Genomic DNA, 14296 nt, shown 5'->3' on the forward strand with positions numbered 1-14296 from the left:
TGGAACTAGCTTGCCAAACGGTGGACCAGATGCGTTTGGGTCTGGGTCACGCCTTCGATCGCGTGAATTTTCTGCAATACCAGCGAGGTCAGCGCGTCCTGATCGGGCACCTCCACCAGCGCGATGATGTCGGGTTTGCCCCAACAGGTGTCGATGGTCTTCATCTCCTTGATCTGGGAGAGGAATTTCACCACATCCCGGGTCTGTCCTGGAGCCACGTTGATCAGAATGTAGGCGCGGTCTGCCATATTGCTACTCCGAAGATAGGATGAGCACCATGCAGCGCGAGGACACTAACGGATCGTGATCGACGAAGTCAACGTGGCGGCCGATGAAAGGGACGAAGAGGTTGCAGCCGGTCCGGGGCGGTCATTTGGGGGCGATGAACACCTCGACGATCTGCGCATCGCTGACCCGGGTCAGTTCCGCTTCAAGCCCGCGGGGATTGCCGATCCGGCCTTCCGGATCGTAAATGAAACAGAACAGGGTTTGGTGCCCGGCGGCGGGAAAGGATGCGGCCTCGGCCGTCAACTGTTCGGCGATTTCGCGGGGTCCCAGCCCGCTCCTGGTCATCTTCGCCAGGACGGCGAGACGGTGGCGCGGCAGGAGAGACACGGCGCGCGGCGCCGTCGCCGGCCGGCTGGCCGGCCATTCCGTTTGAGCCACCTCGTCGAACTCGTATCGCAACAGCGTGTACAGGAGGTCGTGAACATCCTGCTCGTCCTGCACGTCGAGGGTGGTTCGATCGTCCCCGCGGAGCCGGAGTTGCCGGACCACGGCGTGGAACCTCGTACAGACCTTTCTGACGAGATCGAGGGGGTCCTCCGGTTCGCCTTCGCTCCGATCTGATGGGCCGGAGATCTGTCCGACAGCGCCTGCTGTGGTGGCCGGCGGCGGAGAGACTTCCGCTCGGATTTCGGTCGGTTGCACGGAGATGGCGGAGGGGAAGGGCGGCTCGGGCTGGACGTGGTCGGGTAGGCGGTCAGGGACGTGCTCTTGAGTCGGATGCCGGGCCGTGGCGATGGGATCCGGCAGGCGCGTAGGAGGATCGGAGAGGGGCCCCGGGGCCGCAGCAGGCGCGTCTCCCTGATTCGCAGAATCCCGAACCTGCTCACGGGGCTCGGGCATGCTTGGGACGCCCGGACCCTGACTGGTCCCGGGCGGTGGGGGAGAAGGGGCTGTCTGGGGCGCCGGGGCCTGGTCCACAGGCGAAAGTCCGTGACGGGCATCGCCCTGCTCTGGAAGCGGCCGCGGCAAGTCGTGGGACAAGTCGTCGGAATGAACGGGTGTGTTCGCCTGTCGGCTCAAAGGGACGGAGTGATCATCGACCCTGCCGGTGTGGTCCGCCATGAGGGTGGCTGTGACTGGTATCGCAGCGGGTGCAGCGGGCGATAGAGTCGTCATCCGGGCCGGCGTTGCGGAAGCCACCGGTCCAGCCGTGGCTGTTGTCGAGACGGGCGGCAGCGCAGCCGGCGCCGATCGGATGGTCGAGGCGTGGCCGGAAGCGGGCGGGGCGAGCCCCTGCAATTCCAGTTTCTTCCGTTCCAACTGGGCGATCAAGGTTTGGAGCAACGAGATTGTCTCGGCCACTTCCGACGGGGAACTGGTGCGGAGGTGATAGGTCTTCCACTGTTGAAATTCAGGTGAGCGCTCCCCAAAGATATACTTGATGCATTCGCGAACCTGGAGTTCCGCCCGCGCCCTCATTGCATCCCGGTACGGGAACCCTTCCTGTCTGAGATCTTCGACCTGGGTGAGTTGATCTTGCAGCTTGCGGATATTGTCGTTCACCGCTTCGATCGCGGCGGCGTGCTTGGCTCTGGTGCGGGCCGGGTCCTTGGCGGCGGTTCTAGGCATCGGACGATGGATGCGGCGTTGGTCGGTTGGGACCATTACATGGGTCGAAGTCTAGCCGAGGGTATCCGTGCCGGCAAGAAACATGGCAATTTGTGCAGGCGCGAACGGAGTCGATCGAACCGGACCCGGGCTACCCGCTCCAGGCGATGTCATGTCCGGAGGACCCTGCGTGGTTGCGAAGGCGTCGGATTCCGGAGAGCCGTTCTTTGGCGCTTCGAGCATACTTGAGAAACTCCACGCCGAACGTGCGCGCTTTGACCCAACGGACGCGGGCCAGGGCAATCGCGATGGGGTCTTCCCCTCCCGGACATTCGATTTGGAGAGAGAGGTAGGTGCCGACTGCCGGGGTGACTTCGCTCCGAACCGCGCAGCCCGGTCCGGACAGATCGACCAGCCTGCCCTTTCCGGCAACGTCGTCCCCGCAAAACCGTACAGGGTAGCGCAGCGACACTCGGTGATGTGACCTGGGGCGCATGGACCTTCCTTCCAGAGGCCTGCCGACAGACGGGCTTGCAACCTATGAGCCCGACGCCGTTTTCACCAAATGTAGTCGATAATCCGGGTTTCAGCCAGCAAACCGGCGGATCTGGTCGTCGTGCGGAGTATTGTGAGAATGAATCAGGGAGGGGGAAAAGAGGAGTGGCTATCAGCCTGAGACCTTGATGTGAGGGGCGATGCTCAGAAAGCGGTCCGTTCCTTGAGTGAAGAAGGGGATTGGCGGCTGCCAGGCTTACATGTTCTGGAGGCGATCCAATTGCTCTCTCGCGCCGCTGTCGTAACGGAGAAACTCAAGGCCGAGCCGGCCATGACGGACCCAACGGACCTTGGCCAGGGGGATGGAAACCGGAGCGGAGGCTTCCTGAAGGATTTCGAGGGCTACATAGGCTCCCTGTTGTAACGAGGTGTGGCTTTCGATGGCGCACCCTGGAGTGGACAGGTTGATGAGCTGACCCAGGCCGGCCCCCCAATCACCCAGGAAGTGGATCGGAAGTCGAAGCACCGTTCGTGGGCTGGAGCGGAGATTCATGTATCTTCTCGGACCAAAGGCTCGGACGGGGCGAAGCAGTTCCGTTGTGTGCGACGTGAGAGCATCCTACGGCAACCGGGAAGAATCGGGAAGCGAACGAAAGTAGGGGGCCATAAGCGACATATACGAAACAACGATGAAGAGCTTGCGGTTCAACGAAGTGAGGATTCAGAACGAAGAGAACTGAAAGGCCTGGAGGTTCTCTCCGGCGGCGTCAATGAAGAGGGGCTACGCCCGATGAGCCGCCGGTTCACACAAAGTGCGGTATGGTGCCCCCGACACGAATTGAACGTGCGACACGCGGTTTAGGAACACGAATTAGGTATAAACACCAAACCATAGCAAGACACACCATACAACGGCAGGCACAGGCCTATCAACGGGTTTGTGACCTGCCGTTGTTCTTTGTGTCCTCCTGTGGTATCCCCTCACCGTGACTGTTTTCGGACTCGAACCGCGACTGGAACCGTGACGCGGAAGACAGGGGGTGGGGGTCTTATTTTCTGCTCGGCCTGGCTAAGGACGAGGCCGGGGGTAGGTTTCCCGGTGGGCCGGGTGGCCGATGGGAGGCCCTCGTAGACATGGCCAGAGGCATATGGCGACCCCTTCCCCCGGCCGTTCGAGTTTCCATGTTTCCCAAAAAGGAAACCGCCGACGCATTTCCTGGAGTTTCGTATCCTAGGTGAAATGTGGTGAGTTGGGACGACACCAGCAAGCTGTTCTTCTTTCTCTACGCCCCAGAACAGAAGCTGTTTCGGTATACGAGGCCTGGTATGGCCTTTGGTGAAGAAACGGGACAGTCTGTACATTTCGACAATGGGCATTTCACAAAAGTCCAAATTCCCAAGGGGATAGGAGAAATCTTACTTCACAGAGAGATGCCGAATGGAAAGACGGGTGAGGAATTTGCCACTAGCTGGAAAACGCTCAATGTTGCCGAAGAAGGATACAACGGACTTGCCTTTACCATCGTCAATCGCACGCCGGATACCGATGTGAAAATGCTCGCATGGAACAAAGAACACCCTGACGACCTCTATACAGATTGTGTGGCCATCGAGCACGGGGCGGAAGTACGGGTATGGCTCTACTTAGCACCTGACAAGTTTCATGATTTGCTCAATCTCAACTGGCGAGCGAAATTTCTTGAAGTATCGCTTGAAACGAGCCCGTCAATTCATAACCTCAAGTTCCCATTAGAGGAGAATGACAAGACAAAAATGCGGGAAGGAACATTCATCAGTGATTCGTCCTTGTCACACCGTAAGCTCGTAATTCACACGTATGAGATCACTGTAAAAGACTTGCCTGTGGTGCGTTTACAAGACTCTAAGCCCTCACTGCTCAATCACCTGTATGAGCTGCTGAGATTTCGCTTCGGTAGATAAGACCTGCCCGTAACGGACCCTTACTCGGATTCGACCTGCATGGTAAGGCTGTAGGAGGGGACGTGCCCAAGGGAAAATCGAAGGAGGAAGAGTTTGATCCGACCTTAGAGCTGAAGACTCTTGCCTTACGGGATGAACCTCTTGTTCATCAATATAGAGACCTTCACTACCAACTCGTCCTTGACCAACTTCAAGCGACGGGTCAACGCATTGCAAGTAGAGAACACACAACCCCACTCTCTGCCGCTCAGCGGAGATCATTGTTGAAGCGGCATGCCCGTCTTGACAAACAAATCTGTGAAAAGTACCGCATTAGTGGTTTTCATGGTGGCGATCCGTATATCGTAAAACGTGACAATTGGCTTGAGACCCTCCGCGTACCATTAAGCCAACCTCTTACGATAGAGACTAATTGGCAATCCTCTTTCTATTCTCCGCGCGTCCAGTTCTATGTTCTCCCGAAGGATGCTGCGGTCTTTCACTCCCACAGCAGAATAGTATGCCAATTGCCTTCCCTGCCCAAAAAAGTTCCGGCGGATTCTCTGCCTATTCTGACAATTCATCTGGATCTATCGAAGGTCAAAGGGAATCACCTTGCTGGTTTGGCCACAAAGTTCAAAGAGGCGGTGAAGCGATGTCTGGAAGAACTTCCGAGAAGCCGGAGGAAACCGGCGTCCACCTGGCAACAGAACGTGAAACGTGACTACCATCGCTTCTATCTACATTTTTATCGGGCGGTGCCCTACCGTTGGATCGCGGCATATGAAAAGACGGGGGCACTGCCAAAAGGCCCCTTCGATATGGCAGTGCCTAAAGAATCCTCTATCCGTGAGTCCGTTGAGCGAGTCCACTACATTGTCTTCAGCCGCCCCTTCAAGGCCCGCAAAACTCTATCCCATCGGGCTAATACCCGCTTAGACGCTGAAATACAGAGCTTTAACTGCCCGGATCATGGCAAAGACTGCTCAGATACTTGCGGATATGCAAAAGACTTCATCAAGAAATTAGGCTAGTTCGCATCTCTTCCCCCTAGGAACAAACTCCCCGACTTTGTCCGCGATTCTCCTCTTGTAGAGGCCGCGCATCGGCACGGCACGGGAGGCTCTCACATAGCAGGGGAGAAAAAGGATGAATAGCGATGATCGACTTGTGACGGCGCAGGAACTAGAAGCGCTGGGGGTGATGCGGAAGGGCACGGCCTATCGAATGGCCGCGAACAATCAGTTGCCCCACTATGTTGTGGGATGCTCTGGGAGGGGAGTTCGCTTTCGGGTGGGTGAGGTTCTAGAAGCGCTCCGACGACCAGCTTTAACACAGCGGGGGGGCTATGACGACCGATGATCTCTTGAGCCGAGTGGACCGCGTACGCTCTCGCGGTCCTGGTCGATGGACGGCAAGGTGCCCGGCGCATGCGGATCGCTCGCCCTCGTTATCGGTGACTGAAGGCGAGCGAGGCATTTTGCTTCGATGTTGGGCCGGCTGCGACCTGGCGGCTATTTGTGCGGCGCTTGGCATTCGACCAGCCGATCTGTTCTATGACCAGCGGCCTGATCCGGCTGCTTTGGCGGAGTCTCGGCGGCGACGGACGGAACGCGAGCGAGCGGACATAGCTGACGGCTGTCATGCGGATACCTTACGCGATGCGGAGCAAGCAATTCTCGCGGCGCGCCTTCTCAATATCTCGCAATGCTGTGATGGACAGCTAGATCGGGCACTGGACACGATCGCCTCTGCGCATGCGGTCCTGAGCGAACAAGGAGCGGATTACTATGAATGGCTCGCAACGCTTTGAAGCGGCCTGCCGGCAGTTCGAAGATAGTCAACGGAAGGAGCAGGCCGCGATGGGCCTAATGGACCATGATCCCGAACAGGACGCCAGTTCGACTAATACTCCTGTGCCGGATGAGTGGCCGGTACTCGATCAAGCCGCGCTGTATGGTCTGGCTGGTGAAATGGTCAAATTGATCGAACCGCATACAGAGGCTGACCCTATCGCGTTGCTGGTGTCTTGCTTGGCCGAAGTAGGCACTATGCTGAATCGGGCACCTCACCTGATTCTCGACGGAAGTTATCATCCCCTCATCTTCTGGCCGGTATTGGTCGGACAAACCAGCAAAAGCCGGAAAGGAACGGCTGGGAAACGGATCAACACGGTGTTGAGCCTGGCAGATGATTCGTGGACCCGTGGTGAGTATCGGGGCACCCTTTCCAGCGGTGAAGGTCTCGCCTTTGCTGTGCGCGATGCACAGTACAAGGAGGAGCCGATCAAGGAAAAAGGCCGACTGATCGGTGAGACAGTGACGATCTGTCTTGATCCTGGCGTTGAAGATAAGCGGCTGTTCCTTGTTCAAACCGAATTCGGCGCGGTTCTTCGTGTCATGGCGCGAGAAGGGAACTCGCTATCAGGGGTCTTGCGCGATGCCTGGGACGGACTGAGCCTTGCTCCCATGACGAAGGCAAACCGGATTCGCGCGACAGATCCACATATCGGCATTGTGGGGCATGTGACGAGGGACGAATTGCTCCGCAACTTGACCGACACGGAATGCTCGAATGGATTCGGCAATCGATTTGTGTGGTTTGTCGTGCGACGGTCTAAGGAATTGCCATTCCCCTCCGTGCCGGACGAAACCGTCCTTCGGACCTTGGCGGAAGAACTCGGGCGTGTGATTCGACGCGGTCGGACCATCGGGGCGTTAGGTCTATCGCCTTCTGCTCGCGATGGCTGGAAGGCGATCTATCACGATCTCTCTGCGGATCGGCCTGGCCTGGCGGGTGCCCTCCTGGCGCGGGGTGAGGCGCACGTCATGCGCCTCTCGGCGCTCTACGCGGTGCTGGACGGGCAGACGGACATTAACCTCGTGCACCTGGAAGCCGCGTCGGCCTTGTGGCAATACGCCGAAGCTTCTAGCCGTCTGATCTTTGGCGATTCGACTGGAGATCCTGTCGCAGATGCAATTTTGAGAGCCGTCAGAACGAGCGGCGAAGTTTCCGATTCACAGGTGTCAGACCTGTTCTCACGAAATGTGTCCGGGCACAGACTGGAACGAGCGAAGACGATCCTTGCGACGGCAGGGTTGATTCACTGGGACACGATCAAGACAGATGGACGGTCCCGGAAAGTCTGGCGACCAGGTACGAAAAAAACGAATTAAACGAAAAAAGGGAATGCGCTAAGAGGCTTATTTCGTTTCTTTCGTTTATTTCGTAACCCATGAGAGGAAACACCATGAGCTACCTGGACATTCTCCGCCGTGTGGAACAGGGAAATAGTCCTATGCCTGATTCCGAAGGACCTCAGAATGTGGACCCGGCTTCGCTTAGTACGAAAAAAGAAAAAAGCTGTCCCCTCTACTGGCAGTCCATGGACGGGGTAATCAACGGGCCGGCGGTCCTGGATCACCTACACCTGGCGACGGATGTCGCGGGTGTTGAGCGGTGCTGGTTCTGCCTTTCCTATCGGGGCCGACTGGTTTGGGTTCGGGAGGACCTCCTCCGAAAAGTAGAAGGGGAGTAGAGAAGTGCGATTCGAGAAGGGCCGGCGCAAGACAGGCGGGCGGAAACGAGGCACGCCGAACAAAGGCACCATTGAAATGAAGTCGTTCGCACTGGGACTGCTCGAAGATCCCGAATACCAGACAAGGCTCAGGGCTCGGATTCTCAGCGGCAAGGCTCCGCACATGGAAGTCCTGTTGCACCACTACACGTATGGGAAACCGAAAACCACCCTCGAAGCAAGGCAGGTCACGATCATTGTGGATCGCTCCTGCAAGGACATCGTGGAGGCGCAGGCAACCGCCTTGGAAGACCATTCAACGCGAGATGGCTCAGGCCAGCTCTAGCCGATCTGCCGGACCCCGGCAACGGACAATTCTCCGCCCGCTTGTAGTCAACGGCTTCCGCCTCCTCCTATTCCACTCGCTTCCTATTTCCCCTTCGGTAAAATTCCCTTCCGCTCTAGCTCTTGGATCTTCGCTTCGGCCAATTCAATCAAAAAGTCCTTCACCGTCTTGCCTTCGTGAGCAGCGGCCATTTTCACGCGGCGCATGAGGTCGCGGGGGATGTCCCGGAAGTTCCAGGCTCCGGTGCCTTCTGGCGGGGTCCGTGCCATTAGAAGCCAAGGCTAGCACCAGACTCCCCTATGCGTCAAATATAACTTGACATAGTTAAATATCATATGATAGTTAACTTATCATCGCGGAAAGGGGGTGAGGGAAATGAAAATGGTCCGGTTGTTGATTCAGGTGCCTGAGCCGATCAAGGCGCAATTGGATACCTTGCGGCAAGGGGGCACGACAGCGAGCGGGTTTATTCGGCATCTGTTGGAGGAACATTTCAAACACGCTCCAGTGACGGGGCAGAAAGGAAGGTGAGCGATGGCGCGAGTGGGACGAAAGGATCGAGGCTTGCTGGCTAAGAAGGATTCGGCTGGCAAGTTGGTGTGGTTTGTGCGGCTGTATCACGAAGGCCGGGAGCGCCGGTTCGGCAGCTTTCCCAACAAGACGAAGGCCCGGGAATTCTATGAGAAGGCCAAGCTTGAGCAGAAAGAGGGCAGATTTTTCCCAGAGCGGTATCAGCACGGTGGCTATGAACCGGTCGATGCGGTGATAGACCGTTACCTGTTGACCATAGGAGCAAAGAAACAGATGACTCAGGTCGCAGAGCGCTATTTTGCTGAGTGGTGGAAAAACTACTTTGCTGGGAAACGGCTGAATGCAATCACTGTTACGGCATTGGAAGAGGCGCGGCAATCGCTGCTGGCGACCGTAGTTGTCGAGGCCAAGGACGAAAAGGGAACGGATCGGCTCATGACCCCTCAGCGGGTAAACCGTTACATGGAATGGTTGCGACATGTGCTTAATGGAGCGGCGCGGCAAGGGAAGCTGGCAAATAATCCGGTCCTCAAGCTGTCGATGTACAAGGAGCCGAAGGGAAAGACGCGATTTCTCTCGCTGGAGGAAGAGAAGGCGCTGTTGAAGCAGTTGGGGTCGGTTCACGGTTCTTGGGCACGGTTGGCGATCCTCACCGGATTGCGCCAGGCCGAACAGTTCCGGCTTCAGTGGAAGGATGTGGACCTGGAGCGAGGCATCCTGACGTTGCTGACCACCAAGGCGGGTGGGGTGCAGTATGTCCACCTGAACGAAGAGGCGAAGGCGATTCTGCGGGGGTTCGATTCGTGGCAGCGGTCGAAGTGGGTCTTCCCATCCGAAAATCCGGCTACCCCTCTGGATGCTCGGAACTTCTATGGCCGTGTGTGGATGCCCGCGGTCAAGGATGCGGGGATAGAGTGGGCTACATGGCATGACCTCCGCCATACCTTCGCCTCTCGGCTTGCGATGACAGGCCACAACGAGGGCACTATTGCGGCCCTGCTGCGACATTCGACCACGGCCCTGGTCAAACGCTACGCTCACCTGAGTCCGTCGCACCTGAAGGCGGCTGTTGAAGGTGTAGCAGGGTTTGGGAAGACCTCGGAACGGAGTCAGGAGCGAGGAGTCCGAGTCGAGGAGTCTACCTCGATTTCGGATGGAACCGTGACCGAAACCGTGATGCCGGGTTCGGTTGGAGAGAAGAGCGGTAATCTTGAAGCTGCGGAAGTCGGCGTGACTGTTGGGGAAAAGATTGGTGCCCCCGACACGAATTGAACGTGCGACACGCGGTTTAGGAAACCGCTGCTCTATCCAACTGAGCTACGGGGGCGTGAAATGGAGTCTCGCACAGTCCTGTCTGAGGAGGCAAGAGAAGGGAAACCGGTCAGGATCGACAGGCTCCGAGGGCGTCGAGCACCCTCGGAGCAGAACCTTGATTCTCAGGAGGCAACAGCCCTATTGACGGTTGGCTTGATCCCGCTTGCAGCTCTCTTCCGCCAGCATGCGCTGTCCGGCTGAGGCGTCCTTGGGGATGCGCGCCATGCAGGCATCCAACGTGTCGCCCTGGGTTCCTGACGAGGCCCGATCTCCGCTCTTCGTCGAGGCCGTGCCGACAATGCTTTGGCGAACGGCTTCATCGCGCCGGCAGCTTTCTTCGGCCACCATGCGGGCGCCGGCTGTGGAATCCTTCGGGATTCTGGCCAGACAGGCATTCAGCTCTCCGGTGGCATCGGCTCCGCCTCGCACAGCGGTCCCGGTTGATGGGGTCGCCCCGGAGCCGCCCGTCATACTGCCCTGTTCGGTGGCGCACGCAGCCAGTCCAAGAAGGAAGACGCTACTGAGCACAGTTGATCGGACGGAGATCCTGTTCATACGGTGAACCCTCCTCAATAGGATAACCATGATCGGCGATAGGTAGAGGCCTGTCGGCTGAGGGATGGGTTATAACGAACTGGCCCGCCGAAGGCAAGCTTCATAAGAAGGCTAGGACTTCTTTCCCTCCGGCTCCGCCGGCTTGATCAGTGACGATTTCTCAGGAATTTGAGCCAGGATATCGGCCCGAGCCTGGAAGACGCCCGGCATGGCTTGGCCGATGGCATAGACCAGGCCGCTCGACTGGTTGCCGAGCACCAAGCGGCCGCTCTGCTTGCCGTCTCTTCCGGTGGCCGTGAACTCGGCGGTCGGAGAGACCAGCCCGTAGGGCGCGAGGGACCCGGTCTGTTTGACCACACGGCTCTCGGCCGGCAGGTTCACCACGCGACTTACGAAAAGATCCACCGTTTCTTGGCTTAGTTTCTCTTCCGGCCGATCCTCCAATACCCACTGGCCGCTTTGATTGATAAGGGTGTACTGCTCGGTGCGGGTCTTGACGGCCAGCATGGCGATTTCTTCAAAGTCGAGCCCCAGCAATCGCTTGTCCTGGAGGGTAAAGAGATCCTTGGTCAGGTCTTTGATCGCGGCCGGACTGATGCGGTAGAGCGGTCCGGCCGCGGAGGTTTCGGCGAAGGCCTCGCCGCTGTTGGCCTCGCTTTGATACAGCTTGACCGTGTGGTCCGCGCCGGCCGCATGGACGGTGATCTGGGCCTGCGGCTTTTTCAGGGTCTTGGCGATCGCCTCCCGTTCCGGGCCCGGGTCGATAATGCCCACCGCCTTCAGATCTTCCAGCCGAAACAGGAAGGAGCGGACCTCGCTCTGGTCGGCATTGGCTTCGATGGGGGCGCGGATCTTCCATTTCTTGGCTGGCTTCGCATCCATCAGGTACAGGACGATTTCCGTCGGCGGATAGGTCAAGCGGAGGCGATCGGCCTGGGCGTGTTCAAACGGGAGAATCTCCTTGCGGCGGAACGTCATCACCGTCTTGTTCAGAAAATCTTTCACGGCCAAGTCGGTGAGGAGCACCTGTTTGTCGGATCCGCGCAGGACATAGAGCGTGGAGGAGAGGGGGCCGACGTCTCCGATCGCAAAGGTCTCCTGCTGATCCGGCGTGCTGACCGTCACCGTGACCGGAGGGTTCTCCAATCCGAAAGGGCGCAGGGAGTCTTCTGAGGTCTCGATGATGCGCGAGACCTTCCCGAGGACCAAGGCGCGAATCATCGATTGCACCTCGCGGGTGTCCGCCTCGGCCTGCACCGGCGCGGTCATCTGCCAGTTGCGGGCCTCGCCCGCCTTCAGCTCGATGACACCGTGATCGGATGTGACTGTCAGGCCGGTGATCGCCTTTTCGTCGAACGAGAGCAGTTTGGATTTCTGCGCTTCGGTCTCTTCCTCTCGTTGTTGGCTCGGCAATTCGACCAGATAGAGGTAGGCGCCCAGGCCAGCCAAGAGTAACGCCAGTCCGATGGTGGCACGATAGCGGGACATGGTTTACAAACGACGGCGGCGGCGCCAGACGGACAGCCCGTAGAAAAACGTGGCGGCGGGGAGCAGCAACACCTGTACGTAGAGCAGAATCCGCTCCTGGTTGGGATTGGGGACGAACGGACGGAAGGCCGGTTCCTTCGGGGTGATCGAGACCAGGTCGCGCTCCTGGGCCAGCCAGCCGACGACGTGCAGGAAGAAATCCGTGTTGCCGGGAAAATTGACGTAGGCGTTGCTGGCAAAGGTGGAGTTGCCGACGACGACGACCGCGGGCCGCGGCTGGCCTTCGGCCGGGGGCTTCTTGGGCGTGAGGGCGCCGGCCAGCGGCAGGGGACCCTGCACGTCTTTGCCGGTATTGAAGCTGATTACCTTGCCGTCGAGTTCCGTTTCGGCCCAACTGCGTGGGGAAGTGCGGGCCAGCGGCACAAATTCCCACTCCTTGGCGGCTTCTTCGGAGAATGACAGGTGGCGGGTGCTCGGCATCAAGACCGCGGAGTTCAGGTCCTGGGTGATCTCATGTTCGGTGAAGGTGCGGACGAGCAGGGCGGTCAGGTCCCCTAGAGCCAACCGGTCCTGCATGTCCACCAGCACGCCCGGCCCAAGGGTGACTCCCCACTGTGCTAACAACTCGTCCAGCCCGGTCTTGATTTCCGGATCGACCATGATCAGCAGACGCCCGCCCTTCGCGACGAATTGTTTCAGCCGTTCCCGCTCGTCGGAGGTGACTCCCCGTTGGGGACCGCCGATCACCAGCACGGACGTGTTGTCCGGCACGGCCGATTCCTGGAGCAGGGAGAGGGACGCCACTTCATAGCCCTGCTTGGTCAGGGCCTCTTTCACCGTTTCATATCCGGTCCGCTCCCGGTCGTTGAGACTATGTTCGCCGTGACCCTCCAGGAACAGAATCCGTTTCTTGCTGTCGCGGGTCACCCGGATCAGGGCGCTGGTCAGTTCGGCTTCCGAGGGCGTCGTGATGCGCACCGTTTCCGTTCCGCTTTCGAGCACAGCCGTATTCAGCCTGGTGATCCCGTGTTTGCGGGCTTCGTCCGGTCTGCGCTCGGGATCGACGAACGTTACCGTCACCCGGTTGGTGACGCCTCGGTAACTGTCTAGCAGGTCCCGATACGCATTGGACCCCGGACTCCGGTCCTGCGCAAAGACCGTGACATGCACGTCCTGTTTGAGGCTGCGGAGGACCTTGTGGGTCTGCGGCGCCAGGGTAAAGCTCTGGGTTTCGGACAGGTCCCAGTTCTTGGCGTGCCGTGCAGCGAGAAAATTGATGATGCCCAGGATCGCCACGAACATCGCGACCATGAGGAAGCTGTTCGCGCCGAGCCTCGTGGTTCGCCGGGCCGAAAACTCCTTGAGCCGGTGAAGGTGAGAAACCAGAAAGAGGGCCAGCCCGCAGACCCCCAGCCCGAATGTGAGCCAGACCAGCCATATCTGGCCCGGCGCCAGGCTATAGATGATGACGCTCGTCAACGCGAGGATGCCGCCGGCGAGTCCTGCCACCGGGCCGAAGCGCGTCACTTCCATCGCTGTGACTCCACGACGCGATGGGCCAGGAAGAGCATCAAGGCGATCCCTGAGACGAAATACACCAGATCCTTGGTGCTCACGAGCCCCCGCACGAGCCGATCGAAGTGTTCGATGACGGAAAGGTATGAAATGGCTTGGCCGAGCGGGTTGTCCCCGAGGAGCGAACCCACGGCATACAAAAACCAAATCAGCACGGACAGGCCGAAGCTCAGGAACGCGGCGATGATCTGGTTTTCCGTCAGGGTCGAGGCGAACAGGCCGGTGGCCAACAGAAACCCGCCCAGCAGGACGAGCCCCAGATAGCCGGTCAACACCGGATACCAATCGAAGCTGCTGAACAGCGAGAGCACGAGCGGCACCAGTCCGGTCAGTCCAAGCATGCCGAGGAAGATCAAGAAGGCGCTCAAGAATTTCCCCAGCACCATGTCGTTGACGCTGATCGGCGCGGTCATCAGGAATTCGAACGTCCGCAGTTTACGTTCTTCCGCGAACAGCCGCATGGTCAGCAGCGGCAGAATTAACAGCAAAATGGTCGAGGTCGTGCCGAAAATCGGACGGAAGACCAGGTCGTTCAAATTGACCTGGGCCATCCCGCCCTGCATCTGCATCATGCGGATGGCCTGGTTGCCGGCGCTGACCACTGCAATCTGGGCGAGGACGCCGAAAATCAGGAGGAAGACCGCCGCGACCACGTAAATGATCGGCGACACGAAGGCGGACCGCAGTTCCTTGGCGATGATGGCTTTAATCGGCGTCAT

14 protein-coding genes and 1 tRNA gene are annotated in these 14296 nt (G+C 58.7%); 6 read left to right on the forward strand and 9 right to left on the reverse strand.

The window, feature by feature from the left end; all coding sequences use genetic code 11:
- Positions 1-5 precede the first annotated feature (5 nt).
- From QWI75_RS07765 to QWI75_RS07780, 4 genes are all read right to left on the reverse strand, one after another.
- On the reverse strand, positions 6-248 hold the full coding sequence (locus QWI75_RS07765; RefSeq protein WP_289268132.1) for an Lrp/AsnC ligand binding domain-containing protein: 243 nt from the start codon (positions 246-248) through the stop codon (positions 6-8).
- 121 nt (positions 249-369) lie between these two features.
- On the reverse strand, positions 370-1857 hold the full coding sequence (locus QWI75_RS07770; RefSeq protein WP_289268133.1) for a PD-(D/E)XK nuclease domain-containing protein: 1488 nt from the start codon (positions 1855-1857) through the stop codon (positions 370-372).
- Between the two features lie 130 nt (positions 1858-1987).
- Positions 1988-2332: a PilZ domain-containing protein gene (locus QWI75_RS07775; RefSeq protein WP_289268134.1), complete on the reverse strand. Its 345-nt coding sequence runs from the start codon at positions 2330-2332 to the stop codon at positions 1988-1990.
- A 255-nt stretch (positions 2333-2587) separates the two neighbouring features.
- Positions 2588-2884, reverse strand: a complete 297-nt coding sequence (locus QWI75_RS07780) for a PilZ domain-containing protein (protein ID WP_289268135.1) — start codon at positions 2882-2884, stop codon at positions 2588-2590.
- Positions 2885-3576: 692 nt separating this feature from the next.
- Between QWI75_RS07780 and QWI75_RS07785 the strand changes: the two genes are divergently transcribed.
- From QWI75_RS07785 to QWI75_RS07810, 6 genes are all read left to right on the forward strand, one after another.
- Positions 3577-4272 (forward strand): hypothetical protein, encoded by a 696-nt coding sequence (locus QWI75_RS07785; protein ID WP_289268136.1) that lies wholly within the window; start codon positions 3577-3579, stop codon positions 4270-4272.
- A 62-nt stretch (positions 4273-4334) separates the two neighbouring features.
- A complete protein-coding gene (locus QWI75_RS07790) occupies positions 4335-5285 on the forward strand; it encodes a hypothetical protein (RefSeq protein WP_289268137.1) in 951 nt (316 codons plus the stop codon).
- A 756-nt stretch (positions 5286-6041) separates the two neighbouring features.
- A complete protein-coding gene (locus QWI75_RS07795; RefSeq protein WP_289268138.1) occupies positions 6042-7427 on the forward strand; it encodes a hypothetical protein in 1386 nt (461 codons plus the stop codon).
- 366 nt (positions 7428-7793) lie between these two features.
- Entirely contained in the window at positions 7794-8114 is a 321-nt protein-coding gene (locus tag QWI75_RS07800) for a hypothetical protein (protein ID WP_289268139.1), read from the forward strand.
- A gap of 375 nt (positions 8115-8489) precedes the next feature.
- Complete coding sequence (locus tag QWI75_RS07805; RefSeq protein ID WP_289268140.1) at positions 8490-8645, forward strand: hypothetical protein; 156 nt, start codon at positions 8490-8492, stop codon at positions 8643-8645.
- 3 nt (positions 8646-8648) lie between these two features.
- Positions 8649-9917, forward strand: a complete 1269-nt coding sequence (locus tag QWI75_RS07810; protein ID WP_289268141.1) for a tyrosine-type recombinase/integrase — start codon at positions 8649-8651, stop codon at positions 9915-9917.
- Here the strand turns inward: QWI75_RS07810 and QWI75_RS07815 are convergent.
- The 5 genes from QWI75_RS07815 to QWI75_RS07835 form a co-directional block, all read right to left on the reverse strand.
- Positions 9896-9972: transfer RNA gene (locus QWI75_RS07815), tRNA-Arg, on the reverse strand. The genes QWI75_RS07810 and QWI75_RS07815 overlap by 22 nt on opposite strands.
- A gap of 125 nt (positions 9973-10097) precedes the next feature.
- Positions 10098-10514: a hypothetical protein gene (locus QWI75_RS07820; protein ID WP_289268142.1), complete on the reverse strand. Its 417-nt coding sequence runs from the start codon at positions 10512-10514 to the stop codon at positions 10098-10100.
- A gap of 111 nt (positions 10515-10625) precedes the next feature.
- Positions 10626-12002, reverse strand: coding sequence for a DUF4340 domain-containing protein (locus tag QWI75_RS07825; protein ID WP_289268143.1), 1377 nt, complete (start codon positions 12000-12002; stop codon positions 10626-10628).
- A gap of 3 nt (positions 12003-12005) precedes the next feature.
- Positions 12006-13535: a GldG family protein gene (locus QWI75_RS07830; RefSeq protein ID WP_289268144.1), complete on the reverse strand. Its 1530-nt coding sequence runs from the start codon at positions 13533-13535 to the stop codon at positions 12006-12008.
- The gene (locus QWI75_RS07835) at positions 13526-14296 is read right to left on the reverse strand and encodes an ABC transporter permease (RefSeq protein WP_289268145.1); all 771 of its coding nucleotides are present in this window, start codon (positions 14294-14296) and stop codon (positions 13526-13528) included. The genes QWI75_RS07830 and QWI75_RS07835 overlap by 10 nt, the downstream gene beginning before the upstream one ends.

It is taken from the genome of Nitrospira tepida (assembly GCF_947241125.1).
Taxonomy (GTDB): domain Bacteria; phylum Nitrospirota; class Nitrospiria; order Nitrospirales; family Nitrospiraceae; genus Nitrospira_G; species Nitrospira_G tepida.